28 protein-coding genes are annotated in these 20,061 nt (G+C 53.8%); 2 read left to right on the forward strand and 26 right to left on the reverse strand.

Annotated elements, in window-relative coordinates:
• Positions 1-5 precede the first annotated feature (5 nt).
• From traF to ACMWKK_RS22630, 23 genes are all read right to left on the reverse strand, one after another.
• Positions 6-788: a type-F conjugative transfer system pilin assembly protein TraF gene (traF, locus tag ACMWKK_RS22520; RefSeq protein ID WP_047028012.1), complete on the reverse strand. Its 783-nt coding sequence runs from the start codon at positions 786-788 to the stop codon at positions 6-8.
• Positions 785-2,644, reverse strand: a complete 1,860-nt coding sequence (gene traN, locus ACMWKK_RS22525) for a type-F conjugative transfer system mating-pair stabilization protein TraN (RefSeq protein ID WP_045261213.1) — start codon at positions 2,642-2,644, stop codon at positions 785-787. Before traN ends, traF begins: the two co-directional genes overlap by 4 nt.
• On the reverse strand, positions 2,641-3,264 hold the full coding sequence (gene trbC / locus ACMWKK_RS22530; protein ID WP_045261214.1) for a type-F conjugative transfer system pilin assembly protein TrbC: 624 nt from the start codon (positions 3,262-3,264) through the stop codon (positions 2,641-2,643). Before trbC ends, traN begins: the two co-directional genes overlap by 4 nt.
• 10 nt (positions 3,265-3,274) lie before the next feature.
• Positions 3,275-4,270: a conjugal transfer pilus assembly protein TraU gene (gene traU, locus ACMWKK_RS22535; protein WP_045261215.1), complete on the reverse strand. Its 996-nt coding sequence runs from the start codon at positions 4,268-4,270 to the stop codon at positions 3,275-3,277.
• Positions 4,267-4,590: a hypothetical protein gene (locus tag ACMWKK_RS22540; RefSeq protein ID WP_045261216.1), complete on the reverse strand. Its 324-nt coding sequence runs from the start codon at positions 4,588-4,590 to the stop codon at positions 4,267-4,269. The genes traU and ACMWKK_RS22540 overlap by 4 nt, the downstream gene beginning before the upstream one ends.
• A gap of 56 nt (positions 4,591-4,646) precedes the next feature.
• Positions 4,647-4,862 carry a hypothetical protein gene (locus ACMWKK_RS22545; protein ID WP_023338024.1) on the reverse strand — a complete coding sequence of 72 codons (216 nt, stop codon included), beginning with the start codon at positions 4,860-4,862 and terminating at the stop codon, positions 4,647-4,649.
• Between the two features lie 104 nt (positions 4,863-4,966).
• Positions 4,967-5,977 carry a hypothetical protein gene (locus ACMWKK_RS22550; protein ID WP_045261217.1) on the reverse strand — a complete coding sequence of 337 codons (1,011 nt, stop codon included), beginning with the start codon at positions 5,975-5,977 and terminating at the stop codon, positions 4,967-4,969.
• Positions 5,968-6,246: a hypothetical protein gene (locus tag ACMWKK_RS22555; protein ID WP_045261218.1), complete on the reverse strand. Its 279-nt coding sequence runs from the start codon at positions 6,244-6,246 to the stop codon at positions 5,968-5,970. Before ACMWKK_RS22555 ends, ACMWKK_RS22550 begins: the two co-directional genes overlap by 10 nt.
• Positions 6,237-6,629 (reverse strand): hypothetical protein, encoded by a 393-nt coding sequence (locus ACMWKK_RS22560; RefSeq protein WP_045261219.1) that lies wholly within the window; start codon positions 6,627-6,629, stop codon positions 6,237-6,239. Before ACMWKK_RS22560 ends, ACMWKK_RS22555 begins: the two co-directional genes overlap by 10 nt.
• Positions 6,626-7,261: a type-F conjugative transfer system protein TraW gene (gene traW, locus ACMWKK_RS22565; RefSeq protein WP_045261220.1), complete on the reverse strand. Its 636-nt coding sequence runs from the start codon at positions 7,259-7,261 to the stop codon at positions 6,626-6,628. The genes ACMWKK_RS22560 and traW overlap by 4 nt, the downstream gene beginning before the upstream one ends.
• A complete protein-coding gene (gene trbI, locus ACMWKK_RS22570; RefSeq protein ID WP_045261221.1) occupies positions 7,258-7,671 on the reverse strand; it encodes a type-F conjugative transfer system protein TrbI in 414 nt (137 codons plus the stop codon). The genes traW and trbI overlap by 4 nt, the downstream gene beginning before the upstream one ends.
• On the reverse strand, positions 7,668-10,277 hold the full coding sequence (traC, locus tag ACMWKK_RS22575; RefSeq protein ID WP_045261222.1) for a type IV secretion system protein TraC: 2,610 nt from the start codon (positions 10,275-10,277) through the stop codon (positions 7,668-7,670). Before traC ends, trbI begins: the two co-directional genes overlap by 4 nt.
• The gene (locus ACMWKK_RS22580) at positions 10,274-10,528 is read right to left on the reverse strand and encodes a hypothetical protein (protein WP_045261223.1); all 255 of its coding nucleotides are present in this window, start codon (positions 10,526-10,528) and stop codon (positions 10,274-10,276) included. Before ACMWKK_RS22580 ends, traC begins: the two co-directional genes overlap by 4 nt.
• Positions 10,525-11,079 carry a type IV conjugative transfer system lipoprotein TraV gene (gene traV / locus ACMWKK_RS22585; RefSeq protein ID WP_023338032.1) on the reverse strand — a complete coding sequence of 185 codons (555 nt, stop codon included), beginning with the start codon at positions 11,077-11,079 and terminating at the stop codon, positions 10,525-10,527. Before traV ends, ACMWKK_RS22580 begins: the two co-directional genes overlap by 4 nt.
• A 58-nt stretch (positions 11,080-11,137) precedes the next feature.
• Entirely contained in the window at positions 11,138-11,533 is a 396-nt protein-coding gene (locus ACMWKK_RS22590) for a hypothetical protein (RefSeq protein ID WP_045261224.1), read from the reverse strand.
• A 163-nt stretch (positions 11,534-11,696) separates the two neighbouring features.
• The gene (locus ACMWKK_RS22595; RefSeq protein WP_139136288.1) at positions 11,697-12,164 is read right to left on the reverse strand and encodes a hypothetical protein; all 468 of its coding nucleotides are present in this window, start codon (positions 12,162-12,164) and stop codon (positions 11,697-11,699) included.
• On the reverse strand, positions 12,157-12,579 hold the full coding sequence (locus tag ACMWKK_RS22600) for a hypothetical protein (RefSeq protein ID WP_045261226.1): 423 nt from the start codon (positions 12,577-12,579) through the stop codon (positions 12,157-12,159). The genes ACMWKK_RS22595 and ACMWKK_RS22600 overlap by 8 nt, the downstream gene beginning before the upstream one ends.
• Positions 12,576-12,869, reverse strand: coding sequence for a hypothetical protein (locus tag ACMWKK_RS22605; protein WP_045261227.1), 294 nt, complete (start codon positions 12,867-12,869; stop codon positions 12,576-12,578). The genes ACMWKK_RS22600 and ACMWKK_RS22605 overlap by 4 nt, the downstream gene beginning before the upstream one ends.
• Positions 12,870-12,882: 13 nt before the next feature.
• A complete protein-coding gene (gene traB / locus ACMWKK_RS22610; RefSeq protein WP_045261228.1) occupies positions 12,883-14,286 on the reverse strand; it encodes an F-type conjugal transfer pilus assembly protein TraB in 1,404 nt (467 codons plus the stop codon).
• On the reverse strand, positions 14,283-15,023 hold the full coding sequence (gene traK / locus ACMWKK_RS22615; protein WP_045261229.1) for a type-F conjugative transfer system secretin TraK: 741 nt from the start codon (positions 15,021-15,023) through the stop codon (positions 14,283-14,285). The genes traB and traK overlap by 4 nt, the downstream gene beginning before the upstream one ends.
• Before the next feature lie 11 nt (positions 15,024-15,034).
• Positions 15,035-15,616, reverse strand: a complete 582-nt coding sequence (locus ACMWKK_RS22620; RefSeq protein ID WP_406542936.1) for a TraE/TraK family type IV conjugative transfer system protein — start codon at positions 15,614-15,616, stop codon at positions 15,035-15,037.
• 6 nt (positions 15,617-15,622) lie between these two features.
• On the reverse strand, positions 15,623-15,925 hold the full coding sequence (gene traL, locus ACMWKK_RS22625; protein ID WP_023338040.1) for a type IV conjugative transfer system protein TraL: 303 nt from the start codon (positions 15,923-15,925) through the stop codon (positions 15,623-15,625).
• A gap of 3 nt (positions 15,926-15,928) precedes the next feature.
• Positions 15,929-16,282, reverse strand: coding sequence for a type IV conjugative transfer system pilin TraA (locus tag ACMWKK_RS22630; protein ID WP_032645467.1), 354 nt, complete (start codon positions 16,280-16,282; stop codon positions 15,929-15,931).
• Between the two features lie 196 nt (positions 16,283-16,478).
• Here ACMWKK_RS22630 and ACMWKK_RS22635 point away from each other — a divergent pair, with 196 nt between their 5' ends.
• Positions 16,479-17,120, forward strand: coding sequence for an Arc family DNA-binding protein (locus ACMWKK_RS22635; protein ID WP_045261230.1), 642 nt, complete (start codon positions 16,479-16,481; stop codon positions 17,118-17,120).
• Positions 17,121-17,158: 38 nt separating this feature from the next.
• Here the strand turns inward: ACMWKK_RS22635 and ACMWKK_RS22640 are convergent, their stop codons facing one another.
• Positions 17,159-17,545, reverse strand: a complete 387-nt coding sequence (locus tag ACMWKK_RS22640) for a relaxosome protein TraM (RefSeq protein ID WP_032663732.1) — start codon at positions 17,543-17,545, stop codon at positions 17,159-17,161.
• 644 nt (positions 17,546-18,189) lie between these two features.
• Between ACMWKK_RS22640 and ACMWKK_RS22645 the strand changes: the two genes are divergently transcribed.
• Complete coding sequence (locus tag ACMWKK_RS22645; protein WP_047028009.1) at positions 18,190-18,729, forward strand: lytic transglycosylase domain-containing protein; 540 nt, start codon at positions 18,190-18,192, stop codon at positions 18,727-18,729.
• A 28-nt stretch (positions 18,730-18,757) separates the two neighbouring features.
• Here ACMWKK_RS22645 and ACMWKK_RS22650 read toward each other — a convergent pair whose 3' ends face one another.
• Both ACMWKK_RS22650 and ACMWKK_RS22655 read right to left on the reverse strand, forming a co-directional pair.
• Positions 18,758-19,579, reverse strand: a complete 822-nt coding sequence (locus ACMWKK_RS22650; RefSeq protein ID WP_032663726.1) for a DUF932 domain-containing protein — start codon at positions 19,577-19,579, stop codon at positions 18,758-18,760.
• Between the two features lie 16 nt (positions 19,580-19,595).
• Entirely contained in the window at positions 19,596-19,889 is a 294-nt protein-coding gene (locus ACMWKK_RS22655; protein ID WP_032663725.1) for a hypothetical protein, read from the reverse strand.
• Positions 19,890-20,061: the final 172 nt, after the last annotated feature.

Genomic DNA, 20,061 nt, shown 5'->3' on the forward strand with positions numbered 1-20,061 from the left:
GACTCTCAGGAATTGGGTTTAAAGCCGGTGGCCACGTTCAGGAATCGCTTCGACAGGTCATCCTGCGTCATGAAGCCGTATGACAGCGCGCGGTAATTCTTGCTTCGTGGATCAACCAGGTAGAGCGCCGGAAAGTGCGTAATATTCATTGACCGGGACTGGCCCGTATCCGGACGGCTCTGCGGCAGTGTGGCTGCCACCTGGCCATCAACCGATACCGGGATAAGCGAAAGGCCGTTGGTTTTCGCAAAGTCCGCCACCACGCCCGCCATCTGCACGTCAATCGGGTCACTGCCCCGGTAGAAGTAGAACAGACCGTACTGCTGCGCCAGCTGCTCCACGGCGCCCTGCCGCGTCTGCTGGTCACGGGTCTGCATGAACGGTGCCATGCTGTTGTAGTGCGGATACTCCAGGTTGTAGTCGAGGTCCGGATGGCTCAGCTGCGCCGCCGCAAAGGACTGGCTGAACATCGATGCCCGATCGGTCCAGAACTTCTGCCAGCGCAGGAACGTCGCCGTGTTTTCCCGTGAGGGGAACAGGATGGCGCGGTTAAGCGCCTCCTGTGTGTACCCTTTCAGCACCCGGGCCTGCTCCATTGGTGACATTTTGCTGAGGTCCGGAATGGCCTGCGGTGCAGGCTGCTGCGGCTTTCTGGACTGCTCCGGCGGTTTTTTCGGCTCGTTGTACCAGGACCAGCCGGTGAACGGCTCTGCCGGCGTCACAATTTCCTCGGCCAGCACCGTATGGCTCGCCAGCGTCATGAGCAGGGCACAGAGGACACGCTTCATTTGCCACCTCCCTGCTGGTTCACCTGCGCGGCGATGCGATCCTTAATCTGCTTGACCTGCGCGCTGGTATCGGGGATTTTCTGGTTCTTCATCAAATCCTCGTAGAAGTCAGAGAAGTTGATTTTGTCGAAGTCGATACTCTGCAGCTCCGGGACCGTAATCCCCCGGCAGTTCGGACTGTCGCCGCTGCCGAACTTAACGCCCAGCTGGTCGCGACGTCCCTGCTCCTGAATGATGCGGGCAAGCTTGCCGTCAAAGACGCAGTAGACCTGGCTTTTCTGGATACAGGCCCCGAGAACCTGATGGTCACAACGCTCGCCCACGCTGACGGTGATTTTCTTGGCCTTTGCTTTACCGAGTGCCAGTTCGTCGTCATTACAGGCGGCCAGGCCCGTGTCCTGTCCCCATCCGGAGTCCTTACAGCAGTTAGAGAATCCCGCAAACGCCTTACGGCAGCTCATGGCCTTGCCCGTAAAGGCTTTCACATCGATGGTGCTGTTCTCATCCCTGACATCTTCTGCCGCTGACGCCAGACCGGCCAGTTTGGCTACTGCCGTATCAAAACCGTTGTCGCCAGCGCCATTGGTTTCATCACAGTCACCTGATTTGCAGATGTATTCGCCACCGCAGACCAGCCCCGTAGAGGAATGCACCGTCTGGCACTGATAGGTGTAGTCTTTATGGGAACAGGTGCCATCCACATACTCTGAACACGTTTCGCCAGATTTGGTGCATGAGGCATTATTCATCAGGGAAGCGCAGGTGCCGGTCGTGTTCTCGCTGACCAGATAAGTATCGGTGTACTGCCAGCAGTCGCTGTGAACGGTCTGTGTTTTCCCCTCAGCCACTACCTGCCGGTCACCCCCGGGAATGGTACAGACTGAACTGATCTTCTTTCCGCCAGGGCTGTCCGGACAGACAGACGGCGTGGTGGTTGACGGAACCCAGACCTTAATGGTCGTCACCAGGGTTATCGTGGCAGTTATTTTTGCCAGAAAATCACTACCTGGATACTGGGCTGAAAGTATCCCGTGCGGCATCATGTCAATATACTGATCTACGCTGTTTGTCAGCGTTCCCCGGAGCAGGCCATCATCCGGAACCACCTTCTGGGAAACATTAACGGCGAAGGTATTGTTCACGGACTTCAGTTGCTTTGATGTTCCGTAGAATGTCAGGGTGGAGCTGTAAAATGGATTGCTGACGCTGTTTTTCTGGGAGGTGGTGATTGACCCCTCCAGCATTGTTGCGCCCGGCTCGTTCAGTGGCAGTGTAAACTCCAGCGTATGGTCATCAAGTTTATTGAACCTCAGCGTTTCTGGCGGGATAACGACGGTTTTAGAGGACACCTGCTCTTCGTAATGGCCGTCAATCTGCGTATCACGGGTACAGGTTTTGGACACCGCGACATCGGCGCTGCAGGTGTAGTTCTCAAACGTCGATTTGGACACCGTCGTCTCCTTACACTGCTGGCTGCTGCCATCCATGATCCCACCTGCCGTCCCCTCCGCATTTTTCCCGACAGTGATAAAGGGGGCATTTGGATCGATGGCAGGAGGCGGGTTTTTGGTTCCTGCACTGATCACTGACTGTGCCGCGTTATTCCCCTGCAGGGCAGCCTGTCCCTTGCTGGCCAGCCCTCCATCGCCGCCATCCACGCCGCCGTAATACCCTTTCTCCGGCGGGTTAGCTGTATATCCCGGAATGGCACCGGTCACCGCGCCGGGGTTTTTCAGGGCTCCGGTACCGGCAGAGGCATTACCTTTCCCAAAACTTGCACCAGCCTCAAATGCCGGGTCACCTGCCACCGTCAGGAACGGGATCAGCATCATCATGGCGAAAAATATTTTCTTCATTGCGCAGCCTCCAGTAGCTGCCGGGCCGTTGCCGCGCAGTCCCCATTTTCTGCGACCTTCTCAAGCGCCGCCTTCAGCGGCAGACTTCCCCGGATGACGTCATGGTGGCCCGGGCAGGTCACCACCAGTGCCGGCACTGTCGTGATGTTGTACTGCGTGAACAGCGTCGGATCGATTTGCACGCCCGCATCCTTGTCCTCCTTACTCAGCTCAAACATCGCCGCCGCGGTCTGACGCATGTCATTGTTCACCAGGCCCCGAAGTGTGGGCGGGATGTTGTAGCGACGCGCGTCTTTCAGCATGGGCAGCAGGCCTTCACGCGGTATGCCGAGACTCACAAAGTAAATAGCCGGAAACGTGTCTTTTTCCCCCATCGTGTTAGTTTGAGCTGCGATATCGCCCTGCAGGCGGTTGATCACGTCCAGCTGATGCTGCGGCAATACCGGCGCGGCTGCCGGATGGTCCTGCATGCCTTCCTTCATCGCTGCCAGCGCGTCCTGCTGACCTTTGATCCAGCTATGGTCGGAGACGGAAATATCGGTCTGGGCGCTCGCCAGAGCCAGCGGCGCGAAAGCAATCATGACGCTGATCGTCAGCGCCCGGAGATAAGCGTTTTTCATTGTCATGTCCTTAAAGGAAGACGCAGTTACGTTTGCGCCAGAAGAGGTAACCGAAGTTCTTTTTGGATGAGGGTGAGTTGTGCGTTGTACCCCACAGCTGCGTGCTGGCCCCGAAGGGGTGACAGTTGTTCGTTTCGGGGTACATGTTCACCATCTGGTATCGCCATCGCTCTTTCGGAATGATGGGAGAGGGATACTGGTTACATACGGCGTTATCTGCACCAACAGAGTTCCAGACCAGCCCCTCGCGGTGCATCTTGAAGGCCATTCGCTCTCCGACCAGCAGAGAGGCCTCGAGGGGAGAAAACTCGCCGCTGGTATAGCCGGTCAGCGGGTAGAAAGAACCCTGACTACCTGCACACCAGAACAGCGGCGAGAGCGGCAGACCCGCTGATGCAGCTGCAGCGTCAGCAGCACAGGCTCCCTGAGCAATCAGGTTGCCGAACAGCGCGGCTTCGGGATTAATCAGCATCGAGAGCGTACTGTCATTCCAGAGAGGATCTACTTCAGAGAGATAGGCGATATCCATGTCGCCGGTTTGCAGGCACCCCAGACTGGTGATGATGTTCAGCCAGAAAATCAGCGGGTATTTGTACCAGTGAACATGGTAGAACGTGCCGGCAGCGGGCCGGTCACTCTGCCCTGCTGTTCCCGTTCCCGTTCGCCCGAGATCGATTTTAAAGCCGCCCATGTTGACCATGACGCCCGGCTCACGGGTTACGTCCACCATCGCCATTGGCTCCCAGAACCCGATGGCCAGACCGATGCGGTAGAGGATACCGGCCGGGCAAATCTGGATAGGCGAAGACGGGTTGTTGGTGTCCTTTTGCGGACCGGACGCCAGCTGAATATTGCCCAGCGTCATCGGGAACAGGCACTTCCAGCAGACGTCACTTATCGGGTTAACCCAGCGTCCGTCACCGGCATTGCTGGCAGCAGTAGCCTGAACCGGCGTCCATGACAGAAAAATAAGCAACACACCGGCAAGCCATGAAAAGTGCTTCATTTCACCTCCCGCAGCCAGACACAGACCGGACCGTCTTCAGTGTCATGAATGGAGCCGATAAACCAGCCCTCTCCGGCTGGCGCTGACGGCTGCCAGTCACTGATGTTTTGTTTTCCCTTTTCCCAGTCGGCGATCACCTGGGGAGGCGCGTCGTTTTCCATCCAGCGGGTGGCACAGGTCAGATTGTGCCGGCGCATCCAGTCGCCAAATTCAGTCTGTGTGGCCTCATCACTGGCAGGTGCAAAATAATGAGGGTGCGTCCAGAAGCCATTGCGGTCACGGTTAACCGTCACCGGCCTGACAGATTCAGGGTGAGTCATGGGGTATCTCCGGGAGTGCCGCAGCCACCGGACGGCGGGAGGGCTTAAAAGTAGGACTAGTGGTTTTTGGCTTTGTCGGCCGCTTTCATGATGAAAGCCAGCCGCTGTTCTTTGGACATATCCTCAAGAGCCAGTAAGCCAGCTCTTAACACTATTGAGGGATAATAAAGGGGATTTTCTGCAAGAATGGCCTTAAGCCGTAAAGCCGATTTTTCATCATGACGAACGGCTGTAACATTCTGGCCCTTTTCAGTATCAGGGTCTTTTTTCATGGCGTTACCTGGTCTGGGGTTAATCGGAAACCGGGATGACATTCAGGCTGAGGCGGAGCGCAACGCAGTGAGCACCGAACATCCTGAAGGGCAGCGCGGTTGAATCAGGGCGTCTTATTTGCAGGCGTCACGGCGAAAGCATAGCCACTGTCATCTTCGTAACATGCTCCGCTGGATTCCCCCTGTTCTATCCTGCGACCAGCTTCCTTAATAAAGAAGGCAAGTGCAGTCGGGGTATAAAACCTTCCTGCCTGCGCCCGGATAATGAAATGCCGGAATTCTGACATCCCCACCGGCGGGAATGGTCCTTCGGTGATATCGTCAGGAACATCATCTCCAGACGGCGAATTGAACCAGCCTGGCGCCACTTTCACCTGCCGCTGATCAGCCCCAAAAAACAGTTCACTGTTAATTACCCTCCCTGCAATACGTTCAGGATCTTCAGGAAATGAAGGCTGTTTTTTCACTTTTTCAGCCACATCGTTGATGATTCTCACAACATCACGCGTCAGGACAGACTGTTTTGCACTGACTGTTATGGTGACCTGTTTTAACGGAAAGTTCGTCGGGACGAATTCCGGTACCGGTTTTGTGATGTACCACCCTTCCCGCTCACTGCCCCGGATAAGCAAGCTGAGCCATGAGCCGGCGTACCCGTCGTTTACTGCCGCATCTTCGCTGTCCTGCATCGCCTGCTCAGTTACTCTCGGCGCTGTATAACACTGGCGCGCCCGGATAATCCGGCGGCTGATTTTTTGCCGATCTGCCTCTGGCATCGTCACGCGCAGTGATTCTTCACGCGTCAGTTCGTAGCCCGCGTCAGTCAATGCATTTTCCAGTTCGGCCAGCATCACCTGGTAGCATTCCCGGTTAGCAAAGGCGTGAACCGCATCGGCATGTCGGGCACTGCCAAATTGCACCAGAGGAGCGGGTATTCCCGGTCTGCTCTCCCGTGCACGACGTTCACGGCGTGCATCTGCAAGATGCTGAACAACAAGCCAGCCAGCGAGCAGCGCAACGACGACCAGAATACCGGTCATACCCTCAGTATCGCGCAAACAGGTGAGCATCCCCTGCAGCCCCTGAGGGCCGGTGAAGCAGCTGATTAACGCCATGCGTTCATCTCCTCCATTCTGTTGCGGATAAGCCTGACGAGGTACAGGGGAAACGCCTCATCACGTTCGTCCGGCGCGATCGGCTGACGCTGGTTCTCCGCGCACCACTGATGCCAGGCGCCGGCGATCAGCGCCGGTTGCCATGATGCGATTTCAGGGTACAGCTGACAGAGTTGATTCACGGTTTCGTCGCAGCCTTTGGTATCAGCATTGCGGCCAGTCATGGGCTGAGATGCAGATGGCACAGAGTTATTGTGTATCAGTGACATTCGGCGTTCTCCTGCCCTTCACCTGCAAACAACCTGTCGAGACGCCCGGAAAGTGACAGCGTCGGGCCCTTTTTACGTTTCGCACTGTCCTCGGCCCGCATGTTCTCCAGTAAGAGGTGAATGATGTAGTCCGGAAATCGTTCATCACGTTTTGACGGTTCCCGGCTGTCCTGCTGGTTCTGTTCACACCAGTGAAGCCAGGCTTTGGTCACCAGAACCGGGTGCCAGGAGTCAATTTCGGGGTACAGCGTCTTCAGCCGTTCTGCTGTTCCCATGCGCGGCGTTATCTCAGCGGGTTTACGCGGTTTTCTGGCGTAACGCCGATGGGACGGGACCGCCTGACGCATTTCGGGAAACAGGTCCCCTAACGTTGTTGCACTCATTTTTTCGCTCCTGATACCGGAATTTCTTCCACTTTCATCACGCGGCCGTCGCGGGATATCCGCGCAGGAATGTGTTCAAAACCAAATTTACGGGTCAGTACGCCGGACTGGTCGAAGTAGATACGTTCATTCAGCGCATCACTGGTTTCTTTGATGTTGCCTTTCACCAGGATGACCTTCACGCCGGTCTGGCCGGCGAGCTGCTGTCGGGTCCAGTTCACCTGCTCCTTATCATCGCCGTCGATAAAAAAGAGCACCTGGCTGAAGGGCACCTTATCCAGAGGATTAACCGTATCGCCCTTGCGGGCGATCACGTTGCCCTGCATGTCTGTGATCGTTTCCTTCACGGTAAATGTCGGGTCCCAGGCAAAGCTGCGGTATTCCTTCGCGTTCGAGAGCCCTTCCACCGGCGTCGGACGTACCGCATGCTCCTTCACCCTTTCTGTTGCCTCTTTGCGCAGACGGTCAAGTTCACCCGTCTGTTCCATCCCCTTCAGGCGATTCTGGATAAACGCCAGCATGTCCTGCTCTGCAGGCTCGAAGACGTTGCCCCAGGTACCGAGATCTTTCGCCCCGCTGCCGGCGGAGAGCATCAGCAGCATCATAGCCGTCAGCTGCAGTCGTTTTCTCACTGGCCCCCCTGAATGCGTCGGGCAATATCAGCACGAATCTCATTCGTGATATCGCGCTGCGGGCTCATCACCGCCGGCTTCACCAGAACGATGGCGTTGTGTGAGGACTGCCACGCATCCAGGCTGCCGGTCAGCGCCGCGTTGAATTGCTGGGTCATCGCTTTAGCCCGATTTTCATCGAGCTGTAACTGAGCGGACTGCTGCATGAAAAGGTCCACAGTCCCCTTCATGTCGAAGACCACCACCTCAGGGGTGACGGCTTTCGCCGTCACGTATGCCACGCCCGTCATGATCAGAAGTCCCGCCAGCCCCAGCATGCTGGCCTTAACCCAGCGGGATGTCTTGCTGGCGATCGTTACACCGTCGCGGACGGTGTCGCCGTCATACGGCTTATTCTGTTGCTCACTCATGCTGCTTTCACCCACTCTTCAAGTTCACGAAGTTCACTGCCGTATTTTTTCTCCGCCAGCAGATACGCCGCTTCCTCCGCTGTCGCCCCCGCTTCTTTCTGCGCTTTCTGCATGAAAGCAAAGTCCTCGCCGCGCGAGCTGAACATGGCACGCGTCACGGGGTCGACGAACAGGCGATGGAAGGAGCTGTATTCACCGGCGTTTATCAGCAGGGAGCTGTAGCCGGTCTGCAGGGCGGGCTGGAAGCCACGGATAACTTCTTTTTCCATGTCCGAGAACTGATCCGGGTTATCGGCAAGGTACTGTTTAAACGCCTTCGCATCCTGCAAGAGGGTGATTTTGGTGGAGCTGTTGTTCCAGGCGGCTTCCGCTTCCTTACTGGCGCTGAAGTCCTTGATGCCCTGGGTGATAGTGATAAACGCCCCACGGTGACGACGCACGGTGCGGTAGCCGGTTTCGATAAACCTTGCCGCGTGCGGGTTGGAGCCACCCAGCAGACGCCAGGCCTCGTCGATGATGCAGACTTTTTTGAGGTCACGCGGGCTGTGGTACATCTTTTCCTGAATCGCAAGAATGAGCGAAAACAGGATGGACGAGAGCAGCTTCGGCTTGTCTTCCAGGCTCAGCAGCTCCAGCACCGCGAAGCGGGTTTCCCCATCGAGCGTCGGAGCATCGGCGTTGAAGTATTCTCCGTCAGGCCCCCAGGTGCAGTAGGTATCGAGCAGCATGGCCAGCTCAGCGAGACGCGCGATGATGGTCGGCTTGTCTGCGAACGCCTGATTCACATCCTCATTGGTCAGGTAATTATGAACGTCGTCGATACGGGCTTTGTTTGCCTTCTTCTCCCACGCATCCATTACCGCTTTCTGCAGGATCGCCTCGCAGACGCCATCCAGCGGTTGCGTCGGGCTGGCAAGCACCGTCAGCAGGCGCACAATCCCTTCCGCAGAATGATTAATGTCCTTAACGTTGGCGAACGGGTTAAAGCGCAGTTTAGAACCATCGAGATAAACCCCGCCGGCCTGGTGACAGTAGTTCTTGTAGCTGTCCCCCATGTCGATAACCCACGCGTACCCCCCGGCATTCAGTACATCGCGAAGGATGCCCTGCGTCAGGAAGGATTTACCTGCCCCGGACGTGCCGGTGACGGCGATGTTAAAGTTGGTACTGCCGTTCTCCTCACCAAACATGTCGTAGAACGCCACCTGGTTGCGGTAGGTTGGCAGTGGCATACCCACATTGGACAGCTGGCGTTCAGCGACGACCGGCATCAGGCTCACCGCATTCCATGACTTGGAGCGTAGCGTTGCCCCGGTCATCTTCAGGTCTTCCCACATCCCTTCCTGCATGACGAACGGGAAGCTGGCCAGCCAGTTACGCATCTGCTGGTACTGTATCGTCACCATTTCCAGCTCGTTCTTACGGAACACGTTGACGGCGGCCAGTTCACACTTCTGTGCCTCGGTATTGTTATCCGGGGCGAACAGGGTCAGGTTGAAGTAGGTATTGCAGAGCGCGATTTCATTGCTGTGCAGCTGCTCCCGGGTGCGCCGCCATTCCTCTGCAGCCTTTTTGGTGTTGGGGAACAGTGCAGCGTAGGCTGAGTTGGCTTTTTTCGAGAGGTCCTGGTCTTTACGGAAAGCCTCGCTCTGGCTTTTGGTCTGTTCTTCCAGCGCCGTCGTCCAGGTCAACATAAAGGGACAGGGTATCCCGAGATCGGGAAAGCGCAGGTTTTGCAGATTGTCAGCCCCCTGCCAGAGCGCGAATCGACGCGGGTTTTTAGCAAGCTGCATGTTGATGATGCGGCATGACGATGCCGGAAGACGTGTCCCGCGCGCGTCTATGGTCTCCGGCAGCTCCATCCGGATATGCGATGGATGCACCTTCAGGTCAATCCCGGGATCAACCACCTGGCGGTTAAGCTTCTCATCCTCGTTGTAGTCCCCGGAGGACGTCAGCACCTGTTCCTGACGGTAGTTCATCTGCTCGCGTACCGCAGACAGGAAAGCGTGCACATCGGTATTCATGCTGTCGATGCGAGCAGCGCCCAGGGAGACGCGGATGGTGTTACGTATCTGAATCAGGTCATCCATCACCCGCTGAACCTGGGAAGCGCGCTTAATGGGCTGACCGTAGACAATAAAGATACGGTAGTTACGCAGGTAGAGCGGGTATTCCCGTTCGTTGGCCAGGCCGTGCAGCGCGGAACGCTGCCAGAATGCGCGGGTAATTTTATTGAGGTGTTCGGCCATCCCCCCTTTCCACATGTCGTTACTCACGCCGCGATCGATACGTTCCCCGACACACTTGCTGGCCAGCATAATGACGGTCACAGGGGTCTGGCGGGGCAGCTTCTTACGCAGCATGTCATCGAGCGCGGCCATCACCTGCTCGTTCGCGCCGGGAAGCGGCGCGGCTTCCATAATGAAGCCCGCAGAGCCGGCATTGACGAAAATTTCATTTTTGTCGTCGTAATACCGGTAAGGCAGCGCAGCAACCAGGGACGGATAGTCCCAGGTCTGGGAAAGGTTGTTGCGGGCCGTTGCTGCTCCGTCTTCCTCTTTCCCGTTTTTCAGCATATCCATCAGGCTGTCGACAAAACTCATTTTCGGCCCTCCGCAGCGGCCCGGATTAACTCCAGGCGACGCAGCTTCTCTTCGTTCATCTGGCCGGTGTGCGGTGCATCACCGGCCGTTTTAATCGGCCAGTCACAGCTCACGCTCAGAACGGCCAGCGTTTCATCGTCGGTATCGACTGACTGTGTGGCGGTGATTTGCGTCGTTCCTTTCCGTGAATGGGCTAACGATTTCGCCAGATGATCGACGCCGTTCCTGCCGGAAATGTAGTGGCTGCTCATTCCCCTCCCTCCCCGATGACGCGGTAGCTCTCATCCCAGTGGGATTTGTTTTTCACGAACTCGACCACAGCTGGCTGATGAAAGTTGTCGTCCGTGTCCACCCAGGGTGCAATCCACAGGCGCTGCGTGGCGTCAGGAATACGCTGAACCGGAACGCGGCCAGCAGTGTTAACCGGCGCAGGGGTCGCATTACTGGATGTGGCCAGCGGCGTGACCAGCGAGCCAGCCGATTTCACCGGCGCAGTGGCCAGAGGGCGCGATGCGGCAGGCTTAACGACGGTGGTTCCGGTTGCTGCGGCGGAGACAGGGCGGAAGGGATTCACGACCGGTGCTGAATTGCGCAGTGCCGGCAGGGTTTCACCCGCAGGCTTTTTTGCGGTTTTCTCTGCCGTCAGGTCATCCAGACTTTTACCCTGAGCGGCCAGCTTGTTAGCTTCACCGGTGGTCAGGCACTGGTCGGTCGCGGTCTTGTTGCAGTCGAAATCAGAATTGAGACCGGCGCAGCCGGTCAGCGCGCTGCACAGCAGTGCAGCACCCAGTAGATTTTTCATGGGGTAACTCCGGTTTTAATTTAAGGGGTATTCAGGGAGGGGTAATACTCAATTTCGATTATTTGCAGTTGCACTGAATCACAGTGAAAACCAGTTGCACAACAAGGCTGCCAAACACGCCGGCATAAAACATATCCAGCGTCAGGAAGTTCAGGTCCATCTGGATAAAGCCATAAATACTCGCCACTATCAGCATTCCGCCCCACGGAACGACTGAACCATACATAAAGTACCAGTCATCGCGTTTGTTAAAGGCAGTGCCACTAAAGTATACGAGGAACACGCTTAAGAGCAGGGACACTCGCCAGGAGACCCAGCCCATATCACCCACGCCTTTAAGATTGAGCACTGCCCACACTGTCAGCTCGATAGTGAATACCAGTGCAGGAATGAGGATAAAGCGATAGTCATGCAGGGTTTTGAGTAATGGATAGCGTGCCATGTTGGCAGACATAAACACTCCAGTGAAATGAATTACAGGAAGACGTTGATGACATGAGCAAGTGCGCCTATGGTCACCAGGGTGAGTAACACAGTGAGCCCTCCTGTATGGTTGTAAACAGAAACACCGGTCGCTCCGGCAGTTATTACCAGTAGTGAAATGGCTCTGGTACGCTTCATTTCTCTCCAATTTTCTCGTTACCGTCAGTGACTTTATGGAGGAACTTCAGGTCAGGTTTCTTTTCTGGCCAGACGGACCTGGCTTCCTCACGATGCCAGTTGCTGACAATTCTGGCCGTCAGCCCTTCTGTTTTAGCCTGGTGCTTCAGGTGTTCCCAGGCAGAAAGGTTCAGGGGTTCATAATCAGAAAGTAACCTGTCGAATACCTCCTCCCAGCTTTCGTTGTAACGCGGGATAATTCGCTTAAATATCTCCTGACTCAGAAAAAACCAGGCAATGAGGAAACACAGTGCAAACAATGACGGGCGGAACACTGAAACCGTAGCTACCAGTACAACGATGAAGGTTGCAAGCCAAAGGAAAATGTACTTATTTCCTTGCGGAGTGGGCCGGCCAGCCTCCCATTCAGCAATATGCATCCGCATTTTCCTGAGCAGTGAGTTATTACGCTCTTCATCACGCATTACGGCTTCCCCCACGAAGAGCAGCATCAGAAATGGCGCTGAACTCCGCGTCCAGCCACTGTCTGAGTTCTTCCCGTGTCAGCTTATCCTTGTGAAAAACAGAAACGGCCAGGGTGCGCATGGCATCAATATCAAGCGGCTCATATGCCCGAATTTTCCGCTGTATTTTTTCTTCCCATGTTTCACATGCCTGTAGCAATGCGGCGAGAAGAAAAGCCATTCCAACAGCAATGGAAGCCACGGTAAGCCTCTGATTGCCTGTCCAGAAGCTAAAAATCAGCCCCCCTGTAGCGGTTAATACCCCTACCAAAAATATCCAGTGGGGTTTTGTGTTTTTCCGTGCAGACCAGTCTTTCCAGTCCCGTTCAATACCCCTCAGAAAATTGATACGGTCATCTATGCGTGCTCCCTTCATTTGCACTCCCTTTTGTCATCGTCGGTCGGCCCCGGGAGGGGTTCGGCGGTGTCATCTGGCCAGACGGGTGGTCGTATTCGAATCAAGATGGTGGCAAAAAGTAATGCGCCAAGGATGCGGAATGCATATTCCTCCCGAACTCCTTTGATAATGAGCGCAATAAAGCACACCCACCCGAGGACCCAGCAAATCGAATACAGCCAGTTAACGGTCATCCTTAACCGACGGTTCACATCATTTGCTTTGCGGTCTGGCTTGCCTCTCTGCGATGTTTTTTTACGTGCAAACATCTTCATTCCCTCATCAGTTTATGGTGTCACCGAGGCGCAACTGGCTGGCCTGGCGGAGAACGTCATCCGGGTTGATGTTGCCGACTGAAGTGGTACTGGATGCGGTGGTCTGGCTCGCCGGCTGCGGGGTTACAGCATTCTGCGCGGCGTTACCGGCTTTCTGCAGTTCCTCTTTCGCTTTCGCGTCCTCGGCGTCCTCGATGGTTTCAAGGCGGAAACCCTTCTGGAACACGACGGTGACCTGGTTGCCGGCACCGATATCAATCACCGGGTGATACTGCTCGGCGCGCTTAATCCAGTACTGGCTCAGCGTGTCGGCTGCCTTACTGGCTCCTCCGCCTATACCCTGCTTAAACACGTCGCCGGCACCGACATCCGCTGTGGCGCCGAGGCCGACAGATGGTGTTGCTGCAGATTTGATGCCTTCGCCAAAGCCTGACAGCAGGCCTGCTGCGCCGGCGTAGCCGACAATCATGCCGTTTCGCATAACGGGCTTGCCGCGAATGCCGCCTTTACCCTGGAAGCTGACATGCCCCTGAAACTCCATGTCCACGTGCTTGCCGTTTTTCAGGATGCAGCTGATGGACTGGGTACGGACGTTTCCGCGCTCGCTTGAGATATCGCCCCACATCTCCCCCACAATAAAGCAGCCGTCAGCGTTGAACTCCTTGTTGTTGGGCATCTGAATGTTGCCCTGCAGGCGGATGGTAACAGGGCTGGTATTCTGCTGACCGGTGACGCTGGCGTTCGCGTCGGCCCCCTCAATCAGGACGGCGTCAGAGAATGAGCCAGACGGAATCCAGGGGAGTTTGGTTGGCTTTTTCTTCAGGCTGTCGTAGCTGAATTTTGTTGTCGACAGACCACCTGTCATGCGCTGGCCGGAGCCGCCCGGGTAAAACGCTGCGCCCTGCCCCATATTCACACCAGTGGCGGCCGGTGCACCTGTGGGGGTCACATTGTATTCGGGTGGTCGGGCCTGGCCGGCAGCAACCGGACCGGGGAGTGGTGTTCCGTTCTGACCTGCAGGTGGTGTCTGCTGTCCAGCGGTCTGGTTGCTGCCGGGGGCTTTCGTAAGCTGGTCGTTCAGGCGCTGAATTTCAGCGTCCTTTTCGGCCAGCTTTTGCTCGGTGGTGAGCTTGTTCTGCGCGAACTGCTGAGCAAGCGTGGCAAGGTTTTGCTCAAGAGCAGAGGTCTTTGCCTGCTGCTGCGTCAGTGCGGCATCGTTGACCTGCTCGTTAAACGTCGCGGTCACAACGCCGGTCAGGTTTGGTGTTGCAGCCGGTGCGGGTTGCTTTTGTTTTTGCTGGTATTGCCCGTACCACATTACGCCGCCTGCAGCAGTTGCGCCGCCAATGATGACGGCGGCCAGGATGGCCAGCTGCTTGCGGCGGGTTTTCAGGTTTTCATTCAGGTTCATGGGCGGGTGACTCCGTCATCTGAAAACACAATCCAGGCATACCCCTCACCGCCGGCGTAGAGCTGATTCTGTGACAGCATTACGGCCCGGACGCCCTTGCGCCAGAAATCGCGCTCGCGGAGGCTGCGGGTGATGCTGCCCGGGTTGCTCATCCGGAATCGCACCACGCGAAGGTGGTTGCCCACAAACTGGCGTTCAGGTGTCAGGCGTACATCACTGGCGGGTGAGTAAGCCGGCATCCGGCTGACCGGGTATTCCTGGTAGTCGTCCGGCACCTGGCCGTTGACTACGGCGCGGGACAGCGCAACCAGCGTTTTTTCATAGGTCTGCCCTTCTTCCCATGCCTTCGCATCGTCATTCTTGCGAAGTGGTGGTGACATCGGGGTGAAGCGCAGTGTTTTGCCGTTACCCGGCTGCGGCCTGACGTTCAGGCTCAGCGATGAGCCGTGGTCAGTCTGGATAAACAGGGTGAAGTTCTGGCCGACAAGCGGAGACAGAATGAGCGCTCCGTCTTCGGTCTGGCTCTGGTCATACGCACCGGTTGGTCCGCTGATGCTGGTAATGAGTTCTCCGTCTACAACAACCTTGCTCGGGTTGGTGTTGCTGAGGGTGACGTTAAAGGCGGCGTCGTTCTCAAACGGAATGGCTGCGGGTGCGGAAGCGGCCCGAAGGCCGCTAGTAAATAATCCCGCTGCCAGAAACACAGCAGCAGCTGCCGGTGAAATGCGAAATTTCATGGGCAGTCCTGTCAGTTAGTGGGAGATACCGGCTTAAGTTCTTCAAAGCTGTGGAGGTTAATCACACCATTGTCATAACTCAGTTTTAGCCGGTAGGTTTTTTCCTGGTCTTTCAGTGGCGTGATGATTGCGCCATTTGTGGTGGAGGATTTCAGAACCCCGCTGTACTGCACGGAGCCATCGTCCATGACGCGAATTTCTTTCGTGTCGAACTGGGTGGTGATGCCTGCTTTCTGAATGCGCTCAGTTTCTATGTCCAGGGCTTTCTTGAGTACGTCCCGTTCGGCGGAGGGGACGAATCCAAGAATCATTTTCTGGTTATGTTCGATGTTTTCCGGAGTAACGTTCAGTCGCCAGTAAATAAAGGAAGCGGCGAACTGTGTCAGGCCGGTGGCATCAACATTTTTAGAATCTGATGCAAAGGGGCGGTTAAACGTTAATGGCGTGGTGATGGTTTTCTGGGTTGTGGCGAAATACCACGCCAGTGACCCTGTCAGTACATTCCCTGCGCCCATGAGTAAGGTTAAAGCTGAAAGACCAATAAACGCATAGCGGAGTTGTTTATCGCGCTCTCCTTTAATATTCAGTTTCATGAAAAACTATGCCCTCCAGTGCCGGAAACTTGAATCAGGTATCTGGCGAAAGGTTACTTTGAATAAAAGTGATGGCAGGTGCCAGTAACAGAAATTAAGTAACCAGTATGACCCCTGCCCTTTTTTCAGATATCTGACGATAAACCAGAGGATTCCCGCGATTACACCAAGTTCGAGTGACAGATTGTTAAGCACCCCCAAAACTAAAAGGGGTGCAGTAACAATCAATTCGTCAATCGGCAAGCCTAAATAGCGGTCCTGCTGGTTCATTGTTTCCGGGAAGTTATATTTATCTCCTTCCCCATTCATCATTTAGCTCGCGATGCCGAAGGCGACACGGGTAAAGATGATTGCCATAACGATACCGACGAACACCAGTGGTGAGCGGGCCTTAATGTAAATAAACAGGCCCATGATGATTTCGGCGATGTAGAACCATTTAACCAGTGATGAGCCAGAACCGAAGGTGGAATTAACCGTGGTGTTCTGTGAGGAAAGAAGGTCAGTACCAGATGCGAATGCCGGGTGAGTGACCATAAGTGCAATTAAAAAAGCACCTGCTGACTTTAAGTAAAATTTAGCTTTGCGATTTTCGCGAGCTTTGCGGAATAAAGACGCTACCGCCCATCCCTTACCGACGTTAAGGGCACTGCCTTTGGTTAACATGTTTGTTTTCTCCGAAGTAAACAAAAGTGAATCGCGTAAGTGCTTGTTTACGCGGGCGCAATTGTCCCATGACCCTAAAAAAAAAAAACTGTGACGCATGTCACACTTTTTAGAATCATTCGGATTTATCTGAATATGTAAGTGAGTAGGCTTTGTTGACCAGAAAGTTCGGAAATGGCCTCCGGGATCTATAGCTATGAAAGTAAAAGAGAAAATGTGGGATGGTCGCGGCCGTCCACGCAAGTTCCAGCCAGGTGAAGCGGTGGAGTGGCGATTGCGTGCTCCGGATAATCTGCTTATGGAGCTGAGAATATGTGCCAGAGCTGGCAACAGAAGTGTGAATGAAGAAATTATTGCCAGGCTTTTGTTGTCGCTGAATTATCAGCCCGGCAAGCCTGTCATTAAAACTGCGGAGGGTGAACGGCTCATCGCTCTGGCGGTGAGATTTGAGGAGTGGCTAGGGCAATTACTTGATAGTGAATCCGTTGATGTCGTGAGTGAAGTAAAAACTCCGCCAAAACAGGAGCAATTATGGATGTGGCGTGAGGGTGAAAGGGTTTTGCTTCCAGGAAAAACAACCGGATATAGCATGCGTATTCCTGAGAATCTTGCGGATGAAATAAGAGCAATGGCGAAGGTGCATAACCGTAGTCTGAATGATGAAATGCTTACCCGTCTGATGAATACTCTGGGTTATTTTACGGAAAGGTTGCTTGAACAGAACGAGGATGCGCAGGCGCTTAAAATTCTCTGTATGGAATTCGAGGTGTTTCTGAAGGAAAAAATAAGGGAGGTAGAAAAAAGTGACCTCCCATGGGATGAAAAGCCGTCTCAGTGATCGATTCTGGCCGGAGCTTTCCGGCCAGTTGTGCTGATTTACTCTGTGAGGAAATGGTCCTTTTCAGCTTTATCTTCTGCATCATTAATTGCACTAATGTTCGTGTTTATAAGTTCTTCAAGTTTCAGTCCGGAGTCTGGTCCTTTGAGCATTACGAAGATATCGGAAATCAGGGCGGTTAGAATCATAATGCCTTCACGTGACCCTGATACTTTTTTAATGAGGTCCCGCCTGAAACCTTCAAGGTCGAAAGAGTTGCCTTCTTCTTTCGATTTATACACCATGAGTCCCAGTCTGACTAGTTCGTTCACAATGGACGAATAATTCATATCTGAGGTTGTGGCGCCCTTCTGAAGTTCTATTTCCAGAATATCCTGTATCTCACGGTCGATTTTATCTTTGAAGTAGATGTTTTTTCTTGGCATGGTATTTTCTCGTGAATTTCATGCAGTGCCTAATGCGGCACTGCAATTGAGTTCTGTGGTGACCATATGTGTTTAGCTCCTGTGGCAAGCTATTGAATTTCTGTATGAATACCTTGCCTGGGTGTGTGCTAATCCAGCACCGTGGAGTGTGCTAATCCGGCACTATTATGTGTGTTAATCCGGCACCATCAAGTGTGCTGATTAGGCACTGCTTCGTTTTAAGTTACTCTATTTATTACGTACACACAATCCCCACACTGAGCAGTGCTTGATTGACACACACAGCAGTGCCTAAATAAGCACTGGTGTGTGTGGGGTAAAGGCACTGTAATGTGTGTTAATCAACACACATTAAGAGCATACACTTTAACATCTCGAAAAGTCGGCACATTCAATCAATTGAAATTAAAGGAAATATCTGCAAGACGAAGTCTTGCGTGGGGTGTGATGTTTTAAAGGGTTAGTAAAGAGCGGCATGTTAATACCGCCTACTGCTCTGACATGTTTATTTCGGACAGATGTAAAATCCCATCAGGAAAGCGTTCACGCGCGTTTGTAGTGAATTTACTTGATTACGACGATCCGCCGGGGTATTTTTTAAAGCGCCTCTCCAGGGCCCGTTTATTTCGCTAAAAGGCCAAACCATGAAAATATCGTTACTGCCTGCTGCTTTGCTGACTCTTTCGCTATCTGCTGGCGCAACTCCGCAGATGTGCTTTGATCAGGCCGGGAAAGATTATCAAATTGATCCGCTGCTGCTTATGTCAATTTCGATTAAAGAGAGCCATCTGGTACCGGATGCGATAAATGGATCAAACAGGAATGGAACGGAAGATGTCTGTGGTATGCAGGTGAACAGTTCCCATTATGGTAAACTTAAAAACTTCAATATTACCCGTGAGCGCCTGTTGAATGATCCATGTATCTGCGTCTATACGGGTGCATGGGTACTGGCGCACAACTTCAGGTCATACGGAAAAAACTGGGACAGCGTAGGGATGTATAATACGGGGCCGAGCAAAAAGCTCATTGCGCAGCGCAAGGCCTATGCACAGAATATCAAGAATATATATCGCGTATTACTGGCCAGAAAAAAAATACTTTCTGAGCGTCTCGCGCCAGCTGCGGGTAAGGAGCATGAGATAAACACTGCAGAAACAGCATCGCTTAACAGTGGACAGTAAAAAGCCGCTCTGTTGAGCGGCTTAATTTTCAGGCCTTCAGTTTCGCAAACTCCTCAGCCATTTTCCAGAGCACCTGATTTAATTTGATGTCACCATCTATTCCGGTGACTTCCCGCGTTCTGGTGATCTTCCCTTTTTCCGTTCTGCCACGAATCCCCCCACGGATCACATTTTCCTGCACCACGTTAAACGTGGTCCATAAATCCTGGCCTCTGTCGAGCACACGGCGAGGGTTAATAATTTGCTCCGGTGTAATCGGCGCTGGTTTTCCATCGTACTTAAGTTCCAGGGCGGTCGCACCAAAAAGGCGTTGCTCAGGCAAAGTCAGCTGAATGCTTTTCATGAGGTCTATATTTTCATCAACCGCGTCAAATGTTTTCAGCACCGTGTAAGCGCCTTCGATAACCTGCCCTACAATATCTCCTTTGTGGGGTACGCGGATTTCACCAAAATCTTTCCACGCAACCAACCCATTACTGCAAACCTGACGGAACATACCGGGGATCATTTTATAGCTGCTTGAACCATCATGGCTATTCAGCAGAATAATTTCCGGTACTTCTTTTCCGTTAATCTGGTCATGACGACGCAGGCGAAGCATATGCTTTGTAAAGTCGCGTTTATCCTGGTCACGTGTACGTGACTGCGTTGCATAATACGGCTGAAAACCTTCATCACGTAAACGATCAAGTATGTTTATGGTCGGGATATATGTATAGCGTTCAGAGCGTGAATCGTGTTTATCCGATGAAAACGCGCTCGGAACGATGAGCTGTAATTCCTCATTCGTCAGCGGACGGTCTTTACGGATTGAGGTAGGCATACGATAGCGGCTTGCGAAACTGACCATTTTTATTTACTCCTGATTATTTAGTAAGTGATGAAGGAATAACGCGGTGAAAATTATCCAGCGGCATTGCAGCTGCCACCGGGCGACCATCTGCAACCCAAACTGAGATATAATCCGGGCATTCGTCATTAATTAACGTCAGCTCAGTGGCATTCTCTGGCGGCGTAAAAATTGCCGGTTGTGGCTCCCCTTCCGATGCTGCCAGGACCCAGCAAAACAGATCCATGAACTGGGACATGGTGAGGTTTGAATCACATCTTCCGGTAGATTCTTGAGCGGCGGTTTTGACGTTGACGTTTCGTGTGTGCATCCTGGTTTTCTCCTGTGGTGATGGTTGTCCATCTCCCTGGTGAGTTCTCTCGCGGCAAAGGGCAAAGGAGCAACGGCAGGGCGGCAGGAGAAGGGCGGAGACGAAAGTTTTTGCGGCACGCAAAAAGTTTTGGCGGAGTGCATTTCACCCTTCGGATGACGAACTGACGGTG

It is taken from the genome of Enterobacter sp. 01-M-03-SI-ECC (assembly GCF_047530215.1).
In the GTDB taxonomy this organism is placed as follows: Bacteria; Pseudomonadota; Gammaproteobacteria; order Enterobacterales; family Enterobacteriaceae; genus Enterobacter; species Enterobacter chengduensis.

Excerpts from the sequence above, each read along its gene's own strand:
- ACMWKK_RS22595 (WP_139136288.1), bottom strand. The coding sequence starts at position 12,164 with ATGCGTGATGAAGAGCGTAATAACTCACTGCTCAGGAAAATGCGGATG.
- ACMWKK_RS22630 (WP_032645467.1), bottom strand. The coding sequence starts at position 16,282 with ATGTTAACCAAAGGCAGTGCCCTTAACGTCGGTAAGGGATGGGCGGTA.
- ACMWKK_RS22550 (WP_045261217.1), bottom strand. The coding sequence starts at position 5,977 with ATGGCGTTAATCAGCTGCTTCACCGGCCCTCAGGGGCTGCAGGGGATG.
- ACMWKK_RS22560 (WP_045261219.1), bottom strand. The coding sequence starts at position 6,629 with ATGAGTGCAACAACGTTAGGGGACCTGTTTCCCGAAATGCGTCAGGCG.
- traC (WP_045261222.1), bottom strand. The coding sequence starts at position 10,277 with ATGAGTTTTGTCGACAGCCTGATGGATATGCTGAAAAACGGGAAAGAG.
- ACMWKK_RS22580 (WP_045261223.1), bottom strand. The coding sequence starts at position 10,528 with ATGAGCAGCCACTACATTTCCGGCAGGAACGGCGTCGATCATCTGGCG.
- traB (WP_045261228.1), bottom strand. The coding sequence starts at position 14,286 with ATGAACCTGAATGAAAACCTGAAAACCCGCCGCAAGCAGCTGGCCATC.
- trbI (WP_045261221.1), bottom strand. The coding sequence starts at position 7,671 with ATGAGTGAGCAACAGAATAAGCCGTATGACGGCGACACCGTCCGCGAC.
- traL (WP_023338040.1), bottom strand. The coding sequence starts at position 15,925 with ATGAATGGGGAAGGAGATAAATATAACTTCCCGGAAACAATGAACCAG.
- ACMWKK_RS22640 (WP_032663732.1), bottom strand. The coding sequence starts at position 17,545 with ATGCCAAGAAAAAACATCTACTTCAAAGATAAAATCGACCGTGAGATA.
- traV (WP_023338032.1), bottom strand. The coding sequence starts at position 11,079 with ATGAAAAATCTACTGGGTGCTGCACTGCTGTGCAGCGCGCTGACCGGC.
- ACMWKK_RS22545 (WP_023338024.1), bottom strand. The coding sequence starts at position 4,862 with ATGAAAAAAGACCCTGATACTGAAAAGGGCCAGAATGTTACAGCCGTT.
- ACMWKK_RS22620 (WP_406542936.1), bottom strand. The coding sequence starts at position 15,616 with ATGAAACTGAATATTAAAGGAGAGCGCGATAAACAACTCCGCTATGCG.
- traK (WP_045261229.1), bottom strand. The coding sequence starts at position 15,023 with ATGAAATTTCGCATTTCACCGGCAGCTGCTGCTGTGTTTCTGGCAGCG.
- trbC (WP_045261214.1), bottom strand. The coding sequence starts at position 3,264 with ATGAAAAACGCTTATCTCCGGGCGCTGACGATCAGCGTCATGATTGCT.
- ACMWKK_RS22655 (WP_032663725.1), bottom strand. The coding sequence starts at position 19,889 with ATGCACACACGAAACGTCAACGTCAAAACCGCCGCTCAAGAATCTACC.
- ACMWKK_RS22605 (WP_045261227.1), bottom strand. The coding sequence starts at position 12,869 with ATGTTTGCACGTAAAAAAACATCGCAGAGAGGCAAGCCAGACCGCAAA.
- traN (WP_045261213.1), bottom strand. The coding sequence starts at position 2,644 with ATGAAGAAAATATTTTTCGCCATGATGATGCTGATCCCGTTCCTGACG.
- ACMWKK_RS22540 (WP_045261216.1), bottom strand. The coding sequence starts at position 4,590 with ATGACTCACCCTGAATCTGTCAGGCCGGTGACGGTTAACCGTGACCGC.
- ACMWKK_RS22555 (WP_045261218.1), bottom strand. The coding sequence starts at position 6,246 with ATGTCACTGATACACAATAACTCTGTGCCATCTGCATCTCAGCCCATG.
- ACMWKK_RS22635 (WP_045261230.1), top strand. The coding sequence starts at position 16,479 with ATGAAAGTAAAAGAGAAAATGTGGGATGGTCGCGGCCGTCCACGCAAG.
- ACMWKK_RS22650 (WP_032663726.1), bottom strand. The coding sequence starts at position 19,579 with ATGGTCAGTTTCGCAAGCCGCTATCGTATGCCTACCTCAATCCGTAAA.
- ACMWKK_RS22600 (WP_045261226.1), bottom strand. The coding sequence starts at position 12,579 with ATGAAGGGAGCACGCATAGATGACCGTATCAATTTTCTGAGGGGTATT.
- traF (WP_047028012.1), bottom strand. The coding sequence starts at position 788 with ATGAAGCGTGTCCTCTGTGCCCTGCTCATGACGCTGGCGAGCCATACG.
- traU (WP_045261215.1), bottom strand. The coding sequence starts at position 4,270 with ATGAAGCACTTTTCATGGCTTGCCGGTGTGTTGCTTATTTTTCTGTCA.
- ACMWKK_RS22590 (WP_045261224.1), bottom strand. The coding sequence starts at position 11,533 with ATGTCTGCCAACATGGCACGCTATCCATTACTCAAAACCCTGCATGAC.
- ACMWKK_RS22645 (WP_047028009.1), top strand. The coding sequence starts at position 18,190 with ATGAAAATATCGTTACTGCCTGCTGCTTTGCTGACTCTTTCGCTATCT.